This is a genomic window from Mycobacterium sp. PTI7 (assembly GCF_056679845.1).
Window position 1 is genome coordinate 2,784,745 of sequence record NZ_CM155252.1, and the last position, 23,022, is coordinate 2,807,766.

Sequence of the window (23,022 nt, forward strand, 5' to 3'; positions counted from 1 at the left end):
GACCATGTCCGGTTCGCGACCCAACGTCTTCGAGGGCGTCACCGACTACTTCACCGAACTCGCCCGCATGCGCGGCATCGGCATCCACGGCGCACCGGAGGCCGAACGCACACATGCCTCCGCCTGGGTGCCGGTGACCGACATCTTCGCCAGGGGCGACGACCTGGTGATCCGGGTCGAGGTCGCCGGCGTGGATCCCGAAAACGTCGCGCTCAGCTTCAGCCGGGGCGTGCTCACCATCTCCGGCAACCGCGGCAGGGAACTGCCCGACGACGTCGAATTCCTGGTGCACGAGCGCTTTTACGGCGAGTTCCGCAGGCTGATCACGCTGCCGAAGGAAGTCCGGGCGGATCAGGTCTCGTCGGTGCTGGACCGAGGCCTGCTCGAGATCACCGTCCAGGGGGCCCTGGGTTTCCGGCAGAGCGAGGCGCACCGGATCGCGGTCGTCGCACGGGAGCAGGAGCCTGCGGCGCCCACCGTGCGTTCCGAGGAGTAGCGCACCGCTGCAGGACATGAGGTTCCTCACATCGAGGACGTGAGCGGTGGCGCGTGATGGTGCACCGGCATTCCGCGGGACGGATCGCGGCTGCGCTGACGGGTGCCCCCGGCGGGACCTCGGGCGCGGACCCAGGTTTCGCGCCGGAATCACCGCGTGCGTCGGTACCGGCGGGGTCCATGCCGGTCACACCCCCTTCGGCGGTGTCAACGCTGGTTCGCTGACTGCGCGGAAATAGCCGCTGACGCGGCGGTCAATTTGAACCGAGGTTTGCTGCCAGCCAATCCCAAATGTGCTGGAATCACCACGGGTGTCACTTTGTCGAACCCATCCGAGACGTCCCGCCGCGCGACGAAACCCGATGATCAGGCCGTTCGCGGTGTTTGGCGCAGGTGGAAGCGGGCTATGCCTGGTATGGTCGAAGTTAGCTGGCAAGATCACGCACAACGTGCCTGCACAGGCCCTATGGGAAGGGGAGGTATTAGCTAGATGACAACATCGAGTGGACGCGCCGCCACCCTGGGGCGCGCGGACCTCCCGGACGACGGCGTCGCCGAGGATCGGCCCCTGGCCGTGCACTCGTGCAGCCGTCTCGGACGCACGGCGAATCCGCCGCGATTCTCGATCCGCGACTGGTTCAGGTTCGGGCGCCGACGCTGATCGCGCGGCGGACAACCGCTGTCAGCGGTTGCGCACTCTTCTGACGAACAGCAGGAACACGACGGCCCCCACTCCGGCCAGCGACGCCGCGACGGCGGGCTTCTTGACGAACTCCACGACGCCGGCCTTGGCGTCGTCGGCGATGCGGCGCGGGTTGGCGCGCACGGCGAGCTTGTCGACCGTCACCGCCAACTGATCGCGCGCCTGGTCGATCTCCTGCTTGATGGTGTCCGGATCTCTATCCGCCACGTCAGCCCTCCAACTCGCCTCGCGCCTTGTCGCACTACCCTAGTTCAGGCACTACCCCGCCGCCCCGAGCGACCACCCGTTCGGGCCCTGCGGCCGATCAGAAGGGACACCGCATGGCTCCGACGCCGCGTCTCTCGGTGGGCGACGACGCCCCCGCGTTCAGCCTGCCCGACGCCGACGGCAACACCGTCAGCCTCGCCGACTTCGCCGGCCGCAAGGTCATCGTGTACTTCTACCCCGCGGCGTCCACGCCCGGCTGCACCAAGCAGGCCTGCGACTTCCGGGACAGCCTCGCCGAACTGGAGGGCGCGGGCCTCGACGTCGTCGGCATCTCCCCCGACAAGCCCGCCAAGCTCGCGAAGTTCCGTGATGCCGAAGGCCTCACGTTCCCGCTGCTGTCGGATCCGGACCGTGGCGTGCTCGAGGCGTGGGGCGCGTTCGGCGAGAAGTCCATGTACGGCAAGACCGTTCAGGGCGTCATCAGGTCGACGTTCGTCGTCGACGAGCAGGGCAAGATCGAGGTCGCCCAGTACAACGTCAAGGCCACCGGTCACGTCGCGAAGCTGCGCCGCGACCTCTCCGTCTAGCGGATCGACCCCAGCGCCTCCAGCAGCAGGGCCTCGGACGTCGCCGCGCGCTCCAGTACGCCGAGGTCGAGGCTCTCGTTGATGCTGTGCGCCTGCGTGTTCGGATCCTCCACCCCGGTGACGAGGATCTTCGCGTCGGGGAACGCGGCGGCGAACTCCGCGATGAACGGGATCGAGCCGCCCACCCCGGCGTCGACGGCGTCGGCGCCCCACGCCTGCCGGAACGCCGCACGCGCGGCGTCGTAGACGGGACCGCTGCCGTCTATCGCGTACGGCTGTCCGACGTCGCCGGGCGTCACGGTCACCCGGGCACCCCACGGAGCGTGCTGCTCGAGGTGGTGGGTCAGCGCCTCGAGGTGGGCGCGGGCGTCTCCACCGGGAGCGATGCGCATGCTCACCTTGGCCCTCGCCCGCGGCGTCAGCGTGTTCGACGCCGAAGCGATGGGTGTGGTGTCGATCCCGATGACGGTGATGGCGGGCTTGGCCCACAACCGTTGCACCACGGAGCCGGAGCCGATCTCGGTGACGCCGTCGAGCAGGCCGGCATCGGCGCGGACGCGTTCGGGCGGGAAGTCCACCTCCGCCGCGACGGCCTCGTGCAGCCCCTCGACCGCGACGTTGCCGTCGTCGTCGTGCAGGCTCGCGAGCAGCCGCACCAGCGCGCTGAGCGCATCGGGCACCACCCCGCCCCACATGCCGGAGTGCAGGCCGTGGTCGAGCGTCGCGACCTCCACGACGCAGTCGGCCATCCCACGCAGCGTCACGGTCAGCGACGGGATCTCGGTGCTCCAGTTGTCGGAGTCGGCGATGACGATCACGTCCGCGGCCAGCTCCTCGCGGTGCTTGGCCAGCAGGGCGGACAGCGATGGCGATCCGGATTCCTCCTCGCCCTCCACGAAGACCGTCACGCCCACCGGCGGGTTGCCGCCGTGTGCCCGGAACGCCGCGAGATGCGTTGCGATGCCTGCCTTGTCGTCGGCGGTCCCCCGCCCGTACAGCCTGCCGTCGCGTTCGGTGGGATCGAACGGCGGCGACGCCCACTGCCCGCGGTCGCCCTCGGGCTGCACGTCGTGGTGGGCGTAGAGCAGCACGGTCGGTGCGCCGGGCGGGGCCGGGTGGTGGGCGATGACGGCGGGCGCGCCGCCCTCGCTCACGATGCGGACGTCGCCGAAGCCCGCGTCGGACAACAGCTTCGACACGGCGTCGGCGCTGCGGTGGACCTCGTCACGCCTGGCCGGATCGGCCCAGACGGACTCGATGCGGACCAGGTCCTCCAGGTCGGCACGCACGGACGGCAGGACTTCGCGGACGCGGGCTACGACATCGGTCATACGGCCAGGCTAGTGCGTCCTGCGATGGCGCGAGCATCCCGCGAGCGTGCGCGAAGTCCGGTTTCGCGACGGCGTGTCGCCCGCAGACACGCACGCTCGCCGGTGGAGTGGGCCAGGCAGACACGCACGCTCGCCGGTGGGGTGGAGCTGCTACCCCGCGGTCTCGAGGACGGCGACGGCGGCCGCGGTGTCGTTCTCGTGGGTCAGCGACAGGTGGATGGTGACGTCCTTCAGGTGCTCGGCGATCGCGCCGGTGAGCCGCACCCTCGGACGTCCCCACATGTCGGTCACGATCTCGATGTCGCGGTGGATCCCCTCGGGGAGCACCGGACGCTTCGAGAACCGCGAGCCCGACCAAGCCTTGATGACCGCCTCCTTCGCGGCCCACCGCGCCGCGAGGTGCCGCGCCGCCGACGAACTCTTGTCGGCGGCGTCGCGGCGCTCCCCCGGCGTGAAGGTCTCCGCGAACACCGTGCCAGGTTGGTCGACCTGTTCGGCGAAGTCCGGAATGGAGACCAGGTCGATGCCCACGCCCACGATGCTCATCCCGTGAAAGCTAGCTCGTGCCGATCACGGGACCCGCGGGCCCTCACCGTCCGTACCAACCGTCCTTGCCCAGCCGCGACGTCGGGTCGAGCAGCATGGCGGCTTCCTGCCGCTTCTCGCTCTCCGGGGCGTCGTGGTTGAAGCGGCGGTCGGCCGGCTTCTCGTACAGTGCGGGGCCGCCCGCGATGGCCGACGCCAGCCGGCGCTGGCCGCTGAGCACGCGGTCACCCGACCTGCGCCGGTAGTCCTCGCGCTGTTGCTCGTCGAGCGCAGCCAGGAACGCCTGCGGGTGGACCAGGGCGATCAGACCCGACACGTGACCGAAGCCGAGGCTGGTGATCAGACCGGCCTTGAGCGGGAACTTGCCGCTCAGGTCCAGGGTCTCGCGCACCCACACGAAGTGCGAGGCGTGCGCCAGTTCCTCGTCGACGCAGTCCAGGCTGCGGTTCGGCGGGATGACCCCGTCGCGCAGCATCTGGCACATGCCCATCATCTGGAAGGCCGCCGCACCGCCCTTGCTGTGCCCCGTCAAGCTCTTCTGGCTGACGATGAACAGCGGGTTGCCCTCGGACCGGCCCATGGCCTTCGCGAGACGCTCGTGCAGTTCGGTCTCGTTGGGGTCGTTGGCCAGCGTGGACGTGTCGTGCTTGGACACCAGGGCGATGTCGTCGGGACCGACGCCGAGCTTGGCCAGCGACTTCGCCAGCTGTGACTCCTTGCCGCCACGCCCCGCGCCGAGCGCGCCGAGACCGGGTGCCGGGATCGAGGTGTGGACGCCGTCGCCGAAGGACGACACGTAGCCCACGACCGCCAGCACCGGCAGACCCATCTCCAGCGCCAGGTCACCGCGGGCGAGCAGGATCGTTCCGCCACCCTGACCCTCGACGAAGCCCAGCCTGCGCCGATCGTTGGCGCGGGAGAACTTCGAGTCGCTGATGCCCTTGGCACGCATGCTCGCCGTGTCGGCGGTGGCCGACATGTCGCCGAAGCCGATGATGGCCTCCAGCGTCAGGTCGTCGTAACCGCCGGCGACCACGAACTCGGCCTTGCCCAGCTTGATCTTGTCGACGCCCTCCTCGACCGAGACCGCCGCGGTGGCGCAGGCGCCGACCGGGTGGATCATCGCGCCGTAGCTGCCCACGTAGGACTGCACGACGTGACCGGCGAAGACGTTCGGCAGGACCTCCTGCAGGATGTCATTCGGCTTGTTCCTGCCCAGCAGGTTGCCGTGGTACATCCGCTGCATCGACGTCATGCCGCCCATGCCGGTGCCCTGCGTGCTGGCGACCAGGCTCGGGTGCACCCACCGCATGAGTTCCGACGGCGTGAAGCCTGCCGACAGGAACGCGTCGACGGTGGTGACGAGGTTCCACAGCGCCAGCCGGTCGATCGAGCTGACCATGTCCTGGCTGACGCCGTAGACGGTCGGATCGAAACCGGTCGGGATCTGCGCGCCCACGGTGCGGGACAGCTTCACCTTGCGGGGGACGCGGATCTCGGTGCCCGCCTTGCGGGTCACCTGCCAGTCACCGCCGTCGGGCACCGCGGCGATCACGGTGTGCTCGGGGTCCGCCGACAGGAAGGCGCGTGCCTCCTCCTCGGACGACACGACGAACGTGAAGTCCTTGTCCAGGAACACCGAGACCAGCAGCGGCGCTGCATGATCCGGGTCGATGAAGCCGTCGTCGACCCACTCGCGGATGCCGACGCGCTCGAGGACCGCATCGTGGTAGCGCTCCACCAGTTCGCCCTCGTCGACCATGTCGCCGGTCTGGGTGTCGTACCAGCCCGGCTTCGGGTCGTCCTCCCACTTGACCAGGCCGGTGGTCCAGGCCAGCTCGAGAACGCCTGCGGCGGAGAGTTCCCCGGACACCTCGACCTCGAAGCGGGTCCGCGACGAGCCGTACGGCCCGATCTCGGCGCCGCCGACGATCACCACCAGGTCGGCGGGGTCGACGTCCAGGTCGTCCCAAGCCGGCGGCGGTGCGGCCGCGTAGCCGCGGGGCGGCGACGGCAGTGCACGGATGGTGCCGAAGTCGTCGTCGGCGTCGTCCTGCGCGGACTCGCCGACCATCTCCTCGCGTGCCTTCGCGGCGAGTTCGCCCATGTCGATGTCGATCTCGCCGAGACCACCGGTGAGATCGGCGGTGATCGGCGCGCGGGCGGCGGCCACCTTGGACTCGATGTCGCACAGGTCCAGCAGCATCGCCGCCATCTGCTCGGTGCTGTACGTCGTGACGCCGGCTTCCTCGACCGCACCGACGATGGCGTCGTTGTGGCCCATCAGGCCGGTGCCCTTGGTCCAGCCGATCAGCGCGTGCGCCAGGCTGACGCGCTGCGACCACGACGTCTCCGCCTTCCAGCGGGAGACGACCGCGTCGAGCGCGGACTTCGACTCGCCGTAGGCGCCGTCACCGCCGAACATGCCGCGGTTGGGCGAGCCCGGCAGGACGACGTGCAGCCGTGAGGCGATGTCCCGCTCGGAGCCGATGTGCGACAGTCCGCCGATGAGCCGTTGCACGGCCCACAGCAGCACCTTCATCTCCATCTCGGAGCGCGAACCGGCCTCCGAGAGGTCGCCTGCCACGCGCGGTGCCGCGAACGGGAACAGCAGCGTGGGCGTCAGGGCGTCCTTGAGGTGGATCGACTGCGGGCCGAGGCTCTCGACCTGCTCGTTGCCGACCCAGTCCACCAGTGCGTCGATGTCGGAGTAGCTCGCCATGTTGGCGGGCACCACCCACAGCGTCGCGCCGAAGCGGGCGTGCTCGCGGTAGAGCGTCTTGTAGAAGCTCAACCGGTCGTCGTCCATCCGCGAGGTGGTCGCGATCACCGTCGCGCCGCCACCGAGCAGCTGTGCGGCGACCGACGCCGCGATCGAGCCCTTCGAGGCACCCGTCACCACGGCGATCTCGTGGGTGTAGCGGCCCTTGTCGGGGTTCTCCGCACCCGCCGCCGCACGGCCGTACAGCGCCGCGTGGACGTTGCGGCCCGAGGCCAGCGCCTTGCCCTGCCACCAGTTCGCCTGGGTGGCGACCACGTGGCCGGCACCCTCAAACCGCTCGGCCAGACGTGACCAGTCGGCGTCGATCTCGCTCTCGTCGGTGAGCCACAGACGCGCGAGATCCTCACGCGCACTTGCCCACCGGTCGTCGAACAGCACGGCCTTGCGACCGTCGAAGGTCGGCGCGACCAGACGCGGCCAGTCCGAGCCCAGCTCGGTGCTGACGAGGTCGATCAGCTCGGTGTCCGAGACGGTGCCGGCGGCACTGACCGGGTTGTCCAACCCGAGCTGGCCCAGGATGGTGCGAGCGGCGTTGGCCAGTACACCGTTGGGTCCGGTGACCTTCTCGGCGAACTCGCCGAGTGCGGCCGAGTCGACCACGCCACCGGCTCCGCCGGCGGCGGACGGCAGCGTCACCGCGACGCCCTTGCGGGCGGCCACCGCGGTCACGGCCGCGTCGATCGCCTTGTCGACGGCCGCGGCGTCGGCCAGCGCGCCGTCGTGCAGCCCGCCGAGTCCGCCACCGCGCACGCTGGATCCCTCACGGGTGCCGAGCGCGACCTCGACCGTGACGTGCTTGGCCCAACCCGGGCCCAGCTCCCACGTCTTGGTGACGCGCTCGGTCAGGTACGCCGGACGCTTGCCCGACGGCCCGAGGATCGTGCGCAACTGGTCGTTGATCGCGTCGCTCAGGACGGGACCGAACGGCTTGTACGTACGCGCCAGCTTGGTGACCTGACCCTTGAGCGCCGCCAGATCCGCTTCCGCCGCACCGTCGATGGCGCCGAGGTTCAGCTCGGAGCCCAGGTCGACGAGCAACTGGTTGCGGCGCGAGGAGGCACCGTCGGTGATGGACTCGATGGAGTCGAGCGCCTCGATCTGGTCGAGCCGCATCTTGGCCGACAGCGCGATCAGCGCGACCGTGGCGTCGGCGGCGTCGAACCCGAGGTCGTCGGGGCGGGGTCCGCCCGACGGGGCCGCGGGCGCGGCGGCCGGGGCGGCGGCGGGCGCAGCCGCAGCAGCTGCCGGGGCGGCGGTTGCCGGAACGTCCTCGGCCGGTTCGTCTTCCGGCTCCGGATCGGTGTCGGTGGCGAACAGCACCGCCGCGTCGCGCTCCGAGTTCAGCACCTCGGTGGTGCTGTGCGAGTACTCGGGGAGCTTGAGCGTGTTGGTGGCCAGGCCGGCGACCGTCGGGGCCGACTTCACGCCGATCTCGACGAACCGCTCGATGCCGAGACCGCCCGCGGCGGGCTCGATGAACAGCAGGTCCTGGGTCTCGATCCAGCGCACCGGGCTGGCGAACTGCCATGCCAGCAGCTCGATCACGATCTTGCGGCACAGTTCGCGCGGCTTCTCGTTGCGCCACGTGTCGTAGTCGGCGAGGATCTCGTCGAGCGGCTCGGCGGGCACCAGATCGCGGATCTCCTGGACGAAGTCGCGGTCGAGCGTGAACGGCCGCGGCACCAGGTTCGGGATGTAGCGGTCGACCAGCAGCGCCGGGTCCGCGTCGCGCGGCATGACCCGCTCGAGCGACCGGCGGAAGTCGGCGACGCCCACGCGCAGCACCTCGGAGTGGAACGGCACGTCGATGCCGGGCACCAGGATGAAGGACCGCTTGCCGCCGGAGATCTCGCGACGCTTCTCGACCTCCTCCTCGAGGACCTCGAGGCCGCGGACGGTGCCGGCGATCGCGTACTGCGACCCACGCAGGTTGTAGTTCACGATCTGCAGGAATTCGCCGGTGCGCTCGCTGATCTCGGCGATCCAGTCGGTGACGTCGTCGTCGTCGAGGTCGATCTGCGACGGCCGGATGGCGGCCAGGCGGTAGTTCGACCGGCCCTTCTCGTCGCGCGGCACGATGTCGTGCATCTTGCTGCCGCGGTGGAACACCACCTCGAGCAGCGCCTCGAGCGGGTACACGCCGGACACGCACGCCAGCGCGGTGTACTCGCCGACGGAGTGGCCACAGGCGATGGCACCCTCGACGAACGCACCCTGCTCACGCATCTCGGCCACCTGCGCGGCGGCCACCGTGGCCATGGCGACCTGGGTGAACTGCGTCAGGTAGAGGACGCCCTCGGGGTGGTGGTAGTGCACGCCCGAGGCGATCAGGCCGGTCGGGTTGTCCCGCACCACGTGCAGCACCGAGAAGCCGAGGGTGTCGCGGGTGAACTTGTCCGCGGCGTCCCACACCTTGCGGGCGGCCTTGGACCGGGCGCGGACCTCCATGCCCATGCCCTTGGACTGGATGCCCTGGCCGGGGAACGCGTAGGCGGTCTTGGGCGCGGCGAGCTGTGCCGTCGCGGCCATCACCAGTTCGTTGTCGACCTTGGCGGTGACCTCGATGATCTCGGCGCCGCGGTCGATGCCGACGCGGTCCACGCGGAAGTCGATCTCGTCGCCCGGCAGCACCATGCCGAGGAACCGCGACGTCCAGCCGACCAGACGTGCGGGCGGGGTGGCCCGTCCGTCGGTGGCGGTGACGACGTGCTGGGCCGCGGCCGACAGCCACATGCCGTGCACGATGGGCGTCTTCAGCCCGGCGAGCAGTGCGGCGGCCCGATCGGTGTGGATCGGGTTGTGGTCACCGGAGACCACGGCGAACGCGCTCATGTCGGTCGGCGCGGTGACGGTGACGTCCCGCCGGCGACGACGCGGCGTCTCGGTGGCGTTGTCGGTGATCGCACCACCGGCACGCTGCGGGTCGGACAGCTCGGCCGGACCGCTGCGACCGCGGATCGCGAAGCGCTCCGCCAGCGTGGCCAGCACGGTGCCCGAGGCATCGGCGATGGTCACGTCGACGGGGACGACGCGGCCGACCTCGGTGTCGACGGCGGCCGAAGCCGTTGCGGTGACGGTCAACTCGGCCTGTTCGGTGGGCATCGGCGCGAGCAGGTGCGCGGCGTGGTCCAGGTGGACCAGGCTCAGCAGGCCCTCGACGACCGGGAAGCCGGCGTCGGTGACCGCGGAACCGATGACCGAGAACACCGCGGGCCAGCAGCGGCCGACCAGCGCGTCGGGCACCAGGGTGAGGCCCGGTGCGAGCGGGGCGCCGAACGTCGCGGTGACGCCGGTGTGGTCGGCGACCTCCTCGGGATCCCAGGCCACGGTGACGGTGGTGCTGTCGTCGGTGACGGCCGGGAGCGCCTCGGGGCCCTCGACGTTGGCGGCGATCGCCAGGACGGCGCGCATCGCGGCGGACGCGTCCTCGGTGGTGACGACGGGCATGCCGCCGTCGACGGTGGTGGCGGGCAGCGTGAAGCGGATGGTGATCCACACCTCGGACAGCGGCACGCTGAGCGTGACCTGATCGCCTGCCAGCTCCAACCGCGCACCCGTGGATGCGTGTGTCGCCGAACGGTTCTCGTTGACCTGCCACTCACCGGGCTCGCCGATGCGGTGCACCGGGTTGATCGCGGTGCGGCCGGCCCACAGCACGTCGGGCGAGTCGAGCACGACGGCCAGCGGACCGGTGACGTCGGCGCGGGCCTGCCTGCGGGAGACCACGGGCACGGGCCGGGCACCCGAGGACAGCACCTCGTCGATCGACTTCTGCTCGAAGCGGTTCAGCAGGTCGCCGACGGGCTCGTCGACGCGGGTGATGCCCTCGACGGCCTGGGTGCCGGGGATGATGCAGACCTCGTCGGCGGTGTAGCGGGCGTCGTGCGCCTGCCACAGCGAGTCACTGCGCCACCAGCGGCGGACGTCCTTGTCGATGACCGGCACGAAGTTGACCGGCTTGCCGAGCGTCTTGCACAGCGTGATGAAGAACGGCACGTCGGCCGGGTGCAGCTTGACGGTCTCTGCGTCGGGGTAGCGCTCGAGCAGAGCGGCGATGGCACGCTGCGGATCCTCCAGCAGCGCTTCGCCTTCGGCGTCGACGCCGAACAGGGTGGGGATGGGTCCCGAGTCGGCGGGGTGCAGACGGGCCTCGGCGCGCTTGAGCATCTCCTCGAAGCGGTCGCGCCAGCTGACGTCCAGCCACGGCGATCCGGGCTTGGCGGTGTCGGCGGTGCTGTCGCCCTCGCCGATGGCGAGGTCGACGTAGCGCCGCAGCCAGGCGAGGAACGTCATGTCGTCGACGTCGCCGAAGTACGGCTTGGCGGTGCTCGCCATGGCGGTGATGATCTCGTCGCGACGCTCGGCGACGGCATCGGCGTCACCGGCGACGTCGTCGAGCAGGCGGCCGCAGCGGGAGGCGGCGTTGTCGATCTCGTGGATGTCCGCGCCGAGCTGGCTGCGGCCGGAGGCCATGCCGCCCTGCGCCTTTCCGGCACCGACCCAGGTGGGGGTGCCGGTGGTGTCGACCAGCAGCTGCTTGACCGCGGGCGAGGTGGTGGCCTCGAGTGCGGCCATCGCCGCGGTGCCGACGAGGATGCCGTCGACGGGCATCAGCGGGAAGCCGTAGTCGGTGGCCCAGCGGCCGGACAGGTAGTCGGCGGCCCGCTCCGGGGTGCCGATGCCACCGCCGACGCAGATGGTGATGTTGGCCATCTTGCGCAGGTCGCCGTAGGTGGAGACCAGGAGGTCGTCGAGGTCCTCCCAGGAGTGGTGGCCGCCGGCGCGACCGCCCTCGATGTGCACGATCACCTCGCGGTGCGGCACCTCGGCGGCGATCTTGATGACGGACTTGATCTGCTCCACCGTGCCGGGCTTGAAGCACACGTAGGTGATGCCGATGCCGTTGAGTTCCTCGATGAGGTCGACGGCTTCCTCGAGTTCGGGGATGCCGGCGGTGACGACCAGACCGTCGATCGGGGCGCCCGACTGACGGGCCTTCTGCACCAGCCGCTTTCCGCCGACCTGCAGCTTCCACAGGTACGGGTCGAGGAACAGCGAGTTGAACTGGACGGCGCGGCCGGGCTCGAGCAGTTCGGTCAGCTCCGCGATGCGGGCGTCGAAGATCGGCTCGGTGACCTGTCCGCCACCGGCGAGTTCGGCCCAGTGGCCGGCGTTGGTGGCGGCGGCGACGATCTTGGCGTCGACGGTGGTGGGCGTCATGCCCGCGAGCAGGATCGGCGAGCGGCCGGTGAGGCGGGTGAACTTGGTGGACAGCTTGACCGAGCCGTCCGGCAACTCGATGGTCGACGGGGCGTAGCTCGACCACGGGGGTGCGACCTCGGGGGCGGCGCCGACGGTGAACAGGCTGCGCTGTCCGGCCCGGGTGGCCGCGGCGACGATGCCGACGCCGAGGCCGCGGATGACGGGAGCGGTGACGCGGGTGATCGTGTCGCTCGGGCCCAGATCGACGATCCAGTTGGCGCCGGCGTCGTGCAGGCGCTCGACCTCGGCGACCCAGTCGATCGGCTGGATGTAGATGGACTCGGTGAAGTGGTGCAGCAGCTCGCGGTCGATGCCGAGCTTGCTGCCCCACTTGTCGACGACGTCGATGCCGTCCTTCAGGCGCGGCGTGTGGAAGCCGACCTCGACCTGGACCGCGTTGAAGATCGGCTTGAAGACGGCGCCGCCGCGCGACTTGTTCTTGCGCTCGGCCTCCTCCTTCTCGGTGATCTTGCTGCAGTACAGCTCGAAGCGGGACAGCTGCTCGGGGGTGCCGGTGATGACCACCGAGCGACGCCCGTTGCGAATCGAGAGGATGGGCGGGAGGACCGTGCGGACGTCCTTGGCGAAGTCTTCGAGCAGTTCGGCGATCCGCTGGGGGTCGGCGTTGGTCACCGACACCATCGGCGACTTGTCACCGCGTCCGACCATGCCGCGGCGGCGCGAGACCAGGGAGCCGGCGGCACCGATCAGCTGGGACATGGCGAGCAGTTCGGCGTCGCGGACGCCGTTGGCACGCAGCGCCTCGACGGCGATGATGCCCTGCGAGTGGCCGGCCATGGCGACCGGCGGGGTGCCCGCGAGGTCGAGCCCCTGACGGATGACGGCACGCGTGGCGGCCATCTGGGCGAGCAGGATGCCGGGGCCGGAGATGGCGGCGGTGATCAACTGCTTCGACGTGGGCAGGGGCTCGTCGGCGGCGAGCGCGCGCACCCACTGCATCGGCTGGAAGCCGATCGGACGGACGACGACGAGTTCGCGGGCGACCGGCTCGAGCAGCAGTTCGGCCTCGCCGACGACCTCGCTCAGTTCGGACTCGATGCCCGCCGAGCTGATCAGCTCCTCGAGGTTCTCCAGCCAGTTCCCGCCTTGACCGCCGAATGCGACCGCGTAGGGCTCACCGGCGTTGAGCAGGTCGACGAGGGCGTGGGCGCCGTGGGCGGCCCTCTCGCCGGTCTCCGCCTTGCGTCCGGTGGTGACTCGGTCGTGTTCGTTGATCGTCACGTGTTGCCATCTCCTCGTGCGCTCTTCGCGCGTATTTCTCGTCTGCGGCGTGCCGTTCCGGGCTGCGGGCCTCGCTGCTCTGCGAGGGCGATTCGGCGTCGAATCGTGGCTGACATCCGGAACCGACACCCGGCGCGGGGACGCCGTCCGGGTTCTCTCGAAACGAACCTGGTGTGCGGGTCAGCCCTAGTAAGAGTGTCATAAGAGGTAGGCCCACTTCGGGGCCGAAAATGGTTACTGACGAGTTCTACGCTCGGGTAACCACGGATTGGGTAACGCGGCTCACGAGCCCGCCGACGGCCTTCCGGGACAAATGTCCTGTTGGCACGTGGTTACGGTCGAGTAACCACAACGGCGCTGATCACAGCGGCATTGTTATCGAATCGTTATCTGGCTTTCGAGCCGGGCGAAAATCGGCCGCCCACGCTGGCGAAACGCGACGAATCCGGCCGACGTGTCCCGTCGCGGGAGATCACGGCTGACAGATGTTTGCTGGCGCAGCTTACTGATCGGTAAGTTTCGCGGGACGGTCCACGGCGCCCCAGCGGCGCCGTCCGACTTCCCGCCGTCGCGCCGGCCCGATGGCCCCGGCGCACCGGGCAGTTGGGGCGCCCACCTCGCACCCGCCGTCGGCGTCGGGCTTGGGAACGAAGTCCGGCGGTGACGGTGAACCGGTGGCCGCCGACGAGGCTCAGCGCGCCCGGTCCCGGAAGAACCGGGCAGCCGCCGCGATGGACTCCTCGACCGGTCGCGGCGTCCACCCGAGTTCCCGCTCGGCTTTGCGGTGATCCAGTGGGGACATCAGATCCGCCATCCGCATGCCGACGGCAGCGAACATCAGGTCGTGCCGCAGCAGCGCGGCGGCCACGTCGTTGATCCGGGCGGCCGAGTACAGCAGCGGCATCGGTAGCGGGATGCGCGGCGGACGCCGGCCGACCGCCTCGGCCGCCACCGCGTGCACCTCGCGGGAACTCAGATAGCGGTCCGAGACGATGTAGCGCTCGCCCGGCGACCCGTGGTCGGCGGCCAGGAGCATCGCCCGTGCGGCGTCCTCGATGCCGACCACCTCTGCGGAGAACCCGAGGTAGAACGGGAAGCGCCCGGCGGCGACGCGCGCGATCAGGTCGCCGTGCGGGGTGGGCTGCCAGTCGCCGGGGCCGTAGGTGGTGGAGATGCAGAGTGCGACGGCAGGCAATCCCCTCTCCCGGGCGTAGCTCAGGACCATGTTCTCGGCGTCCACCCGGGCCTGGATGTAGGCGCCACCGTCGGTCCACTCGTGCGGGTCGTCCTCGGTGACGGGCCGGGCGCGGCTGACGGCGAGCGTGCCGGTGGTGCTGGTGTAGACGAACCGTCGGAGTCGCGCGGCCACGGCGGCGTCGAGGACGTGCCGCAGACCGTCGACGTTGGTGCGGAACAGGGGTGCGGGGTCGCGGAGCCACATCCTGGCGTCGACCACGCAGTGGTAGACCACGTCGCAGTCGCGCATCGCGGCGGCGAGCGCGGCGTCGTCGAAGACGTCGCCGTAACACCGCTCGACGGCGAGGTCGTCGATGCCGCGGGTGGCGCTCGTCCGGCGCACCATCACCCGGACGTCCTCGCCCGCGGCGACCAGTTGCCGCGTCACGTGCGAACCCAGGAAACCGCTCGCCCCGATGACCAGCTTCTTGGGTCGGCGACCCGCCGCCGTCGCTCCGTCGATCACGCCGCCGAGCCTAAGCTGAGCGACTGCCCAACCCGTTCGGCGGGACCAGGTCGCTGTGGAGCCGCTGTGAGGGATGCTGCGGAACCGGTGGTGGACACGCGTTCTGAACGTGTAATCGGAGATGACGCTGCACGATCGCCACGGAATTCATAGGATCAGCCATGCCTTCCGGACGGGTCGACGTCTCGCCGAGTGTCGCCACCCCTGCATCGGCACGCGATCCCCAGATCGAACTGGCCGGGCTGCGCAAGGTGTTTCCCGACCGCGGCCACGGTCGGGGCGCGGAGATCGTCGCGGTGCACGGCGCCGACCTCACCGTCTTCGACGGCGAGCTGTTCGCGATCCTCGGACCGTCGGGGTCGGGAAAGACGACCGTCCTGCGCATGATCGCCGGCTTCGAGGAGCCGACGGCCGGCACCATCCGCCTGTCGGGCAGGGACGTCACCGCGCTGCCCGCCCGCCGCCGCGACGTCAACACCGTGTTCCAGGAGTACGCGCTCTTCCCGCACATGACCGTCGGCGAGAACGTCGAGTACGGCCTCAAGGTGAAGGGCGTGCCGAGGGCCGAACGGCGCACCCGTACCGCCGACGCGCTCGACATGGTGCGGCTCGCCGAGTTCGCGCCGCGCACACCCGCGCAGCTGTCCGGCGGCCAGCGTCAACGCGTCGCGCTGGCCCGGGCCCTCGTCGGCAGGCCGCGCGTGCTGCTGCTCGACGAGCCGCTGGGCGCACTGGATCTCAAGCTGCGCGAGCAGATGCAGGTCGAGCTGAAGGCCATCCAGCGCGAGGTCGGCATCACGTTCGTCATCGTGACCCACGATCAGGACGAGGCGCTGACGCTCTGCGACCGGCTCGCGGTCTTCAACGACGGCCGCATCGAGCAGGTCGGCGGCGCCCGCGAGGTGTACGAGCGGCCCGCGAACCGCTTCGTCGCGGACTTCGTCGGAACGTCCAACGTGATCGACGGCGACGCCGCCTCCGCTCTCATCGGTCGGCCCGGGCTCTTCGCCGTCCGTCCCGAGAACATCGCCGTCCTCCCCGCCGGGGACGCGGGCGCGGCGGGCACCCGCACGGTCGAGGCGACCGTGGCCGAGGTGATCTACTCCGGCGCGACCACCCGCGTCGCCGCCGTCGCCGCGCCCGGCGTGACGCTCACCGCAACCGTGCTGAGTGCGGCCGCCACCCTGCCGCACGACCTCGAACACGGCGCCCGGATCACGATGGCGTGGCCCGAGAACGCCGTGCACGACCTGTCCACCTGATCCACGACGCGACGACTGAGGAGTGTTCCCATGAGAACTCACGGCATCCGACTAGGACTGGCGCTGACCGCGTGCGTCGCCCTGGTGGCGGCTTGCTCGAGTGGTTCGGGCGGCGGTACGGGCGAGGAACCGCCGAAGATCGAACCGCTGGGCGCCCTCGGGCCGGGCGAGGGCGAACTGAACCTGATCGCGTGGGCGGGATACGCCGAGAACGGCTCGAACGATCCCGCGGTGGACTGGGTGACGCCGTTCGAGAAGGAATCGGGCTGCAAGGTCAACGTCAAGATCGGCAACACGTCCGACGAGATGGTGCAGCTGATGAGAAGCGGTCAGTACGACGGTGTCTCGGCGTCCGGCGACGCCACGCTGCGGTTGCTCTACGCCGGGGACGTCGCACCGGTCAACACCTCGCTGGTGCCGAACTACGAGACCATCTCCGGCTTCCTCAAGGACAAGCCGTGGAACTCGGTCGACGGCCAGATGTACGGCATCCCGCACGGCTGGGGCGCCAACCTCCTGATGTACAACGTCGACGTCGTGCGCGACGCCCCGAACTCGTGGGGTGCGGTGTTCACCGACGCGGCCAAGTACAAGGGCAAGGTCACGGCCTACGACTCGCCGATCTACATCGCCGACGCGGCGCTCTACCTGTCGAAGGCCAAGCCGGAGTTGGGGATCAAGGATCCGTACTCGCTGACGACCGAGCAACTCGATGCCGCCGCGGAACTGCTCGCGACGCAGCGCGAGAGCATCGGCGAGTACTGGTCGGACTACACCAAGGAGGTGCAGGCGTTCGAGTCCGGCACCTCGGTGATCGGGACGACGTGGCAGGTCATCGCCAACACCATCGGCTCCGAGAACAAGGTGCAGGTGAACACCGTGCTGCCCAAGGAGGGCGCGACGGGCTGGTCGGACACGTGGATGGTCTCGTCCAAGGCCGCGCATCCGAACTGCATGTACGGGTGGATGAACTGGATCACCTCGCCGCAGGTGAATGCCCAGGCCGCCGAGTACTTCGGCGAGGCGCCGGGCCAGACCAAGGCGTGCGAGTTCACCACAGAGAAGGACTACTGCGACATCTACCACGCCACCGACCAGGACTTCGCGGCACAGATCCACTACTGGACCACCCCGCAGAAGCAGTGCGTCGACGGCAGCGGTGACAACTGCACCACCTACGACGAGTGGGTCGACAAGTGGCAGCAGATCAAGGGGTGACGGCAGCCTCCCCCGACGCGCCACCGACACAGGCACCCGGCTCCCGGCCGGGCCCGGGCCGTCGCGCGGCCCTGACGTTCCTCCTGCTCCCGCCCATGGCGTGGCTGGTGGTCGCCTACCTGGGTTCGCTTGCAGTGCTGCTGGTATCGGCGTTCTGGACCAGGAGTTCGTTCACCGGCGCGGTGCTGCACGAGTTCACGACCGACAACGTGGTGCGGGTGCTGACCGACGACCTCTTCCGCGCGGTCACGCTCCGCACGGTGGGGGTCGCGCTGCTCGTCACCGTCATCTGCGCGGCGCTCGCGGTGCCGCTCGCGCTGTACATGGCGAAGGTCGCGACGCCGCGGATGCGACTGGTCCTGGTGGTGGCGGTCACGACGCCGCTGTGGGCGAGCTACCTGGTGAAGGCCTATGCGTGGCGGATGCTGCTGTCGCCGGAGGGCCCGCTGGACTGGGCCACCGGGTACTCCCCCGGGTACGGCCTGGCGGCCACCGTCATCACGCTGACCTACCTGTGGCTGCCGTACATGATCATCCCCGTGTTCGCCGCCTTCGACCGGGTGCCGGACTCGTTGATCGACGCCAGCTCCGACCTGGGCGCGTCCGACGGGTCGACGATGCGAATGGTCATGGCGCCGTTGGTGTTCCCCGGCATCGCGGCCGGCTCCATCTTCACGTTCTCGCTGTCGATGGGCGACTACATCGCCGTGACGATCGTGGGCGGCAAGAGCCAGCTGCTGGGCAACGTCATCTACGGCCAGCTGGTCACGGCCAACAACCAGCCGCTGGCCGCCGCGCTGTCGGCCATCCCGCTGATCGCGATCATCGCCTACCTGCTCGCGATGCGTCGGACCGGCGCACTGGAGAACGTCTGATGCTGTCCCGCGCCGCCCGCCGCGGCCTGCGAGCCTGGACGATCCTCGTCCTGGTCTTCCTCTACGCGCCGCTGGTCCTGGTGGTCGTCAACGCATTCAACGCATCCCGGTCGTTCGCGTTCCCGCCGAGCGGATTCACGCTGCAGTGGTGGCGCGCGGCCGCCAACAGCGAGGGCATGTGGACGTCGCTGGCCAACTCGGTCGTCGTCGGGTTGGCCGCGACCGCCATCGCGCTGGTCCTCGGCACGATGGCGGCCTTCGCCGTCCAGCGTTACGAGTTCTTCGGCCGCAGCACCATCAGCTTCCTGGTGGTGCTGCCCCTCACCCTGCCCGGGATCGTGACCGGCATCGCGCTGAACGCAACGTTCACCTCGGCGCTGGGTGTGACCCTGGGCATGGCCACGGTGATCGTCGGTCACGCCACGTTCTGCGTCGTCATCGTCTTCAACAACACCCAGGCCCGATTGCGCCAACTCGGAACGCATCTCGAGGACGCCTCGGCAGACCTCGGAGCGTCGTCGTGGCAGACGTTCCGCTACGTGACGTTCCCGATGATGCGCGGCGCGCTGGTCGCCGGCGCCATCCTGGCCTTCGCTCTGAGCTTCGACGAGATCGTCGTCACGACCTTCACCGCGGGCCCCGCCGTGCAGACGCTGCCCATCTGGATCTTCGGGAACCTGTTCCGCCCCAACCAGGCGCCCGTCATCAACGTGGTGGCCGCGGCGCTCACGGTGGTGGCGATCATCCCGGTCTGGCTCGCCCAGCGCATGGGCGGCGACCCGGCCGGCACGCGGCTCTGACGTCAGTCGCTCGCCGTCGACTCCCAGTTGCCGCCGAGCAGGACGTCGGTCGTGTACTCCGAGACCGCGGCGGACAGGTGCCGCTGCATCGACGCCGCCATGAGGTCCGCGACCACGCGGTCGGCGAGTTCCCGGTGATCGGAGACCACCCGACGCAGCGTCGCCATGGCCTCGTCGTCGGGGGCGTCCGGATCCCCGAACCTCTCGATGGCGGCCCGCTTCAACGTCTCGACGACCGCGGCGGACAGCTGGTCGACGTGCTCGCGCGCCGCGTCGGCCACCCGCAGCAGGGTTCGCACGTAGCTCATCGGTTCGGGCGACCGGTTCACGATGTCCGCGACCGTCGCGTCGGTGAACACGAGGCCACCGTCGACGACGTCGGCGAGGCCCAGCTCGGACAGTCGCGCGGCCTCCGGCTCCGACGGGTCGACCGCCCCCGCGGCGGCGGTGCCGTCGGTCGCGGTGCCGAAGATCGCGTCGTGCATGCCCAGCACCTCACCGAGGTCGTGACCGTCGCGGATGCCGGCGATGAACTCGGCGACGTGGGCGGTGCTGAAGCCGCGTCGCAACAGGCCACTGATCGCTCGCAGCTGGGCCAGATGGCGATCGTCGTAGTAGGCCGACCGACCCTGCCGCCGGGGCGGGTCGAGCAGACCACGCTCACGGTAGGCACGGATGTTGCGCGCGCTGACACCTGACAGGACGGCGAGGTCGTCGAGCCGATAGTCGGTCATCGCGCCGCACCCTCCTCTACCGGCCGGACGTCCGCGCGGAGACCCCGCAACGAACCACCCGCCCATGATAGACGCCGGAATAATGCCGTGATCAGATACGCCCCCGGCACTCCCGACACCGGTGTGCGATTACAGCGAACTGTCGGCGCTCGTCGGACGTGTCACTCGATTCGCCCGGAGCGCCCTCCACGAGCGACGATGTCAAGAGTGCGCGCCTGGATCATCTGGTCGACCGGGCTCCTCGCCTACATCGTCGCCGTCCTCGACCGCACGACGCTGGGTGTCTCGGGGCTCGACGCCGCCGACCGCTTCTCCGCAGGACCGAGCGTCCTGTCGACGTTCGTGGTGCTGCAGGTGGTCGTCTACGCCTGCGCCCAGATCCCCGCGGGGCTGCTGCTGGACCGGTACGGCTCACGCGTCCTGATCGTGACGGGCGCGGCGCTGATGGCTGCGGGTCAGATCACGCTGGCCCTGACCGACTCCCTGCCGCTGGCGATCGGTGCCCGCGCCGTCGTCGGGCTCGGCGACGCGCTCACGTTCATCTCGGTGCTGCGCCTCGTCCCGCACTGGTTCGAGCCCCGGCGCGTTCCCCTGCTCACGCAGCTCACCGGGATCTGCGGGCAGTTCGGCCAGGTGCTGTCCGCCATCCCGTTCCTCGCGCTGCTCAGCAGCGCCGGCTGGGCGACGGCCTACGTGTCGGTGACGGCGTTCGGCGCGTTGGCGTTGGTGCTGGCGTTCGCCCTGGTCCGGGACACCCCGCACGGACGGGTGCGGGCCACGGAGACGATGACCGTGCGCGGCACCCTCATCGGGGTCAAGACCGTCTGGCTCCGGCCGGGCACCCGGCTCGGGTTCTTCACGCACATGGGGACGCAGTTCTCGGTCACCGTGTTCGCGCTGATGTGGGGTGTGCCGTATCTGACCGTCGCCCAGGGGCTGTCGACCGGCGCGGCCGGCGCGTTGCTGACGGTCTCGGTGGTCGCCGCGATCTCCGCGGGCATCGTGCTCGGCATCCTCACCGGGCGACTACCGCACCGGCGGTCGTGGTTCGTGCTGACCATCATCGCCAGCAACGCGCTGATCTGGACCGTGGTACTCGCCCTGCCCGGCCGCGCACCGCTGTGGCTGCTGGTGGTGCTGGTGGTCGTGATCTCGGTCGGTGGTCCCGGCTCGATGGTCGGGTTCGACTTCGCGCGCACCTTCAATCCGAGCGCCACCCTCGGCACGGCCCAGGGCATGGTGAACATGGGCGGCTTCCTCGCCTCGCTGCTCGTCATGCAGGCGATGGGCGCCATCCTCGACGCCGCCGGCGGTTACTCGTTCGACGCGTTCCGCGTGGCATGGACCGTGCAGTACGTCATCTGGGCGCTGGCCGTCACCGGCATCCTCATCACGCGCCGCAAGGCCCGCCGACAGATGCGGGCCGAGCAGGAACGATCGCTGCTGGAGACGTTCGAGGCCTCCTGAGCGGGCGTCACCGCTTCGCGGAGGTCTCCCGCCGGTTCGCCTTCTTGATCGCCGTCACCAGCTCGTCCTTGGTCATCTTCGAGCGACCGGCGACGTCGAGCCTGCGTGCCACGTCGATCAGGTGCTTCTTGCTGGCGTTCGCGTCGACGCCCTCCGCGGACTCCCCGCTGGGATTGCGTCCGCCGCTCTGCGCACGCTGATCCGACGGGCCTTTCTCGTCCTTGGCCTCCCAGTGGTCGCCCACCTTCTCGAAGCTGTGCTTGACGGCGCTGAACGCGACGCGATGCGCGCGTTCGCCCTCCCCGTACTCCTCGGCCGCCGAGTCGTGGGCCTTGGCGAACGTGCGCTGCGCCTTCTTCGACGACTTCTTCAGCGTGCTCGGCAGTTCGGACTGCTTGGCCGATCCGTCGCGGTTGGTCTTCGGCATGGTGTCCTCCCGTCTGGTCGGGCTGTGCGCCCCGATCCCGATCGGATACCCAGGCCGGGCCGGTCGAACCGGCTACGCCTCCACACGCTCCGCGGCGGCGCGCCGGTGCTCGACGACCTCGATGCCGACCACGCTCGCCGCGGGCGCCAACGTCGCGATCAGCAGGCACGACGTCATCGGCACGCCCAGCATCGCCGCGATCACCGCGGCCGCCAGGATCACGCCGGCCAGCACCGCCAGTACGAGGTGCACCACGTCCCATTCGCGGACCACGAGGGCGTTGAGCAGGAAGACGAGACCGACGAACGCCGCCACCGGCACCACCACCGACAGCACCGTTCCCACGGCGCCGAGTTCCGAGTGGTCCTCGACGTAGTAGGCCGCGGTGTGCAGGCCTGCTCCGGTCGCGACGATCGCCCCGAAGACGGCGATGTGCAGGTACCCGAAGGCGAACGACCGCTCGCGGTGCTCGTGCAGCACGTCGGGGCCGGGGATGGCGGAGAAGTAGATCCACCACATCCCGAACGTCAGCCCGGTACCGGCGATCACGAGCAGGACGGCATCCGGCGTCCACCCGTACTCCTGCACGACCGCGGTCAGCGAGGCCACGGTGCCGACCACGCCCTCGCCGAGCGCGATGATGGCCAGCAGACCGTAGCGCTCGGCGATGTGGTGGGCGTGCCACGGCGTGCCGCCCCTGCGGGTCTCCGCGAGCCACGGTCCGAACATCTCCGCCGCGGCCAGGACGACGAACATCGTCAGGCCGACGGGCACCGATACCGGCAGGAAGATCGCACCGATCCAGCCGATCTGGACGAGCGTGATCACCGCGGCGTAGGTCAGGCTCGCCGATCGCCGCGCCGGATCCTGCCGCGCCGCGCGCAACCACTGCGCCACCATCGCGACCCGCATCACCACGTAGCCCGCGACGAGCATCTCGTTGGAGAGATGCCCGCCGTGCTCGATCGAGGCGAAGAACGGCGGGATGCCCAGTGCCAGAACAAGAACGCCGACCATCTGCACCATCGTCAGGAGGCGGTACACCCAGTCGTCGGTGTCGTACGCCGATGCGAACCAGGTGAAGTTGATCCACGCCCAGCACGTCGCGAACGTCGCGAAGAAGAAGCCGATCAGACCGACGCCCACGTGACCGGCCGCCAGCGCGTGCGACAGCTCGGACGCCGCGACGCCGAACGCGATCACGAACGTCAGGTCGAACAGCAGTTCCAGCGGGGTGGCGGCCCGGTGCGCCTCGTGCGGGTCACGGCCCGCCATCCTGCGGACCCGGTGCATGCGCGCCGCGCGCGGCGTCGATTCGTTCATCCGACCTCTTCCCTCCGACGGCGGTGACCGTACCGGGTGCCGCGGCCCCGCGCGCGCCG

General features: G+C 70.0%; 15 protein-coding genes. 7 read left to right on the forward strand and 8 right to left on the reverse strand.

Annotated elements, in window-relative coordinates; all coding sequences use genetic code 11:
* Positions 1–4: 4 nt before the first annotated feature.
* A complete protein-coding gene (locus tag AC1MEY_RS13345; protein WP_480231073.1) occupies positions 5–496 on the forward strand; it encodes an Hsp20/alpha crystallin family protein in 492 nt (163 codons plus the stop codon).
* A gap of 681 nt (positions 497–1,177) precedes the next feature.
* On the opposite strand, the gene AC1MEY_RS13350 is transcribed toward AC1MEY_RS13345, so the two are convergent.
* Positions 1,178–1,405 (reverse strand): DUF3618 domain-containing protein, encoded by a 228-nt coding sequence (locus AC1MEY_RS13350; protein WP_480231074.1) that lies wholly within the window; start codon positions 1,403–1,405, stop codon positions 1,178–1,180.
* Positions 1,406–1,518: 113 nt separating this feature from the next.
* Between AC1MEY_RS13350 and bcp the strand changes: the two genes are divergently transcribed.
* Complete coding sequence (bcp, locus tag AC1MEY_RS13355) at positions 1,519–1,992, forward strand: thioredoxin-dependent thiol peroxidase (RefSeq protein ID WP_480231075.1); 474 nt, start codon at positions 1,519–1,521, stop codon at positions 1,990–1,992.
* On the opposite strand, the gene AC1MEY_RS13360 is transcribed toward bcp, so the two are convergent.
* From AC1MEY_RS13360 to AC1MEY_RS13375, 4 genes are all read right to left on the reverse strand, one after another.
* Positions 1,989–3,323, reverse strand: a complete 1,335-nt coding sequence (locus tag AC1MEY_RS13360; RefSeq protein WP_480231076.1) for a M20/M25/M40 family metallo-hydrolase — start codon at positions 3,321–3,323, stop codon at positions 1,989–1,991. The two genes, bcp and AC1MEY_RS13360, sit on opposite strands and share 4 nt — an antisense overlap.
* 150 nt (positions 3,324–3,473) lie before the next feature.
* A complete protein-coding gene (gene acpS, locus AC1MEY_RS13365) occupies positions 3,474–3,869 on the reverse strand; it encodes a holo-ACP synthase AcpS (protein WP_480231077.1) in 396 nt (131 codons plus the stop codon).
* Between the two features lie 43 nt (positions 3,870–3,912).
* Positions 3,913–13,155, reverse strand: a complete 9,243-nt coding sequence (locus tag AC1MEY_RS13370) for a fatty acid synthase subunit beta domain-containing protein (protein WP_480231078.1) — start codon at positions 13,153–13,155, stop codon at positions 3,913–3,915.
* Positions 13,156–13,846: 691 nt separating this feature from the next.
* Positions 13,847–14,857 (reverse strand): NAD-dependent epimerase/dehydratase family protein, encoded by a 1,011-nt coding sequence (locus AC1MEY_RS13375; RefSeq protein WP_480231079.1) that lies wholly within the window; start codon positions 14,855–14,857, stop codon positions 13,847–13,849.
* A gap of 161 nt (positions 14,858–15,018) precedes the next feature.
* On the opposite strand from AC1MEY_RS13375, the gene AC1MEY_RS13380 reads away from it, so the two are divergent.
* From AC1MEY_RS13380 to AC1MEY_RS13395, 4 genes are all read left to right on the forward strand, one after another.
* Positions 15,019–16,119: an ABC transporter ATP-binding protein gene (locus tag AC1MEY_RS13380; RefSeq protein ID WP_480231080.1), complete on the forward strand. Its 1,101-nt coding sequence runs from the start codon at positions 15,019–15,021 to the stop codon at positions 16,117–16,119.
* Between the two features lie 30 nt (positions 16,120–16,149).
* Positions 16,150–17,337, forward strand: coding sequence for an ABC transporter substrate-binding protein (locus AC1MEY_RS13385; protein ID WP_480231081.1), 1,188 nt, complete (start codon positions 16,150–16,152; stop codon positions 17,335–17,337).
* Positions 17,338–17,432: 95 nt separating this feature from the next.
* Positions 17,433–18,212: an ABC transporter permease gene (locus AC1MEY_RS13390; protein ID WP_480231463.1), complete on the forward strand. Its 780-nt coding sequence runs from the start codon at positions 17,433–17,435 to the stop codon at positions 18,210–18,212.
* Positions 18,212–19,012, forward strand: coding sequence for an ABC transporter permease (locus AC1MEY_RS13395; RefSeq protein WP_480231082.1), 801 nt, complete (start codon positions 18,212–18,214; stop codon positions 19,010–19,012). Before AC1MEY_RS13390 ends, AC1MEY_RS13395 begins: the two co-directional genes overlap by 1 nt.
* Before the next feature lie 2 nt (positions 19,013–19,014).
* On the opposite strand, the gene AC1MEY_RS13400 is transcribed toward AC1MEY_RS13395, so the two are convergent.
* Positions 19,015–19,746 (reverse strand): MerR family transcriptional regulator, encoded by a 732-nt coding sequence (locus AC1MEY_RS13400; protein WP_480231083.1) that lies wholly within the window; start codon positions 19,744–19,746, stop codon positions 19,015–19,017.
* A 207-nt stretch (positions 19,747–19,953) separates the two neighbouring features.
* On the opposite strand from AC1MEY_RS13400, the gene AC1MEY_RS13405 reads away from it, so the two are divergent.
* Complete coding sequence (locus AC1MEY_RS13405) at positions 19,954–21,213, forward strand: MFS transporter (protein WP_480231084.1); 1,260 nt, start codon at positions 19,954–19,956, stop codon at positions 21,211–21,213.
* Positions 21,214–21,220: 7 nt separating this feature from the next.
* On the opposite strand, the gene AC1MEY_RS13410 is transcribed toward AC1MEY_RS13405, so the two are convergent.
* Positions 21,221–21,640: a ChaB family protein gene (locus AC1MEY_RS13410; protein ID WP_480231085.1), complete on the reverse strand. Its 420-nt coding sequence runs from the start codon at positions 21,638–21,640 to the stop codon at positions 21,221–21,223.
* A gap of 72 nt (positions 21,641–21,712) precedes the next feature.
* Positions 21,713–22,963: a low temperature requirement protein A gene (locus AC1MEY_RS13415; RefSeq protein WP_480231086.1), complete on the reverse strand. Its 1,251-nt coding sequence runs from the start codon at positions 22,961–22,963 to the stop codon at positions 21,713–21,715.
* Positions 22,964–23,022: the final 59 nt, after the last annotated feature.

Excerpts from the sequence above, each read along its gene's own strand:
- AC1MEY_RS13410 (WP_480231085.1), bottom strand. The coding sequence starts at position 21,640 with ATGCCGAAGACCAACCGCGACGGATCGGCCAAGCAGTCCGAACTGCCG.
- AC1MEY_RS13400 (WP_480231083.1), bottom strand. The coding sequence starts at position 19,746 with ATGACCGACTATCGGCTCGACGACCTCGCCGTCCTGTCAGGTGTCAGC.
- bcp (WP_480231075.1), top strand. The coding sequence starts at position 1,519 with ATGGCTCCGACGCCGCGTCTCTCGGTGGGCGACGACGCCCCCGCGTTC.
- AC1MEY_RS13390 (WP_480231463.1), top strand. The coding sequence starts at position 17,433 with ATGGCGTGGCTGGTGGTCGCCTACCTGGGTTCGCTTGCAGTGCTGCTG.
- AC1MEY_RS13415 (WP_480231086.1), bottom strand. The coding sequence starts at position 22,963 with ATGAACGAATCGACGCCGCGCGCGGCGCGCATGCACCGGGTCCGCAGG.
- AC1MEY_RS13380 (WP_480231080.1), top strand. The coding sequence starts at position 15,019 with ATGCCTTCCGGACGGGTCGACGTCTCGCCGAGTGTCGCCACCCCTGCA.
- acpS (WP_480231077.1), bottom strand. The coding sequence starts at position 3,869 with ATGAGCATCGTGGGCGTGGGCATCGACCTGGTCTCCATTCCGGACTTC.
- AC1MEY_RS13395 (WP_480231082.1), top strand. The coding sequence starts at position 18,212 with ATGCTGTCCCGCGCCGCCCGCCGCGGCCTGCGAGCCTGGACGATCCTC.
- AC1MEY_RS13385 (WP_480231081.1), top strand. The coding sequence starts at position 16,150 with ATGAGAACTCACGGCATCCGACTAGGACTGGCGCTGACCGCGTGCGTC.
- AC1MEY_RS13360 (WP_480231076.1), bottom strand. The coding sequence starts at position 3,323 with ATGACCGATGTCGTAGCCCGCGTCCGCGAAGTCCTGCCGTCCGTGCGT.
- AC1MEY_RS13345 (WP_480231073.1), top strand. The coding sequence starts at position 5 with ATGTCCGGTTCGCGACCCAACGTCTTCGAGGGCGTCACCGACTACTTC.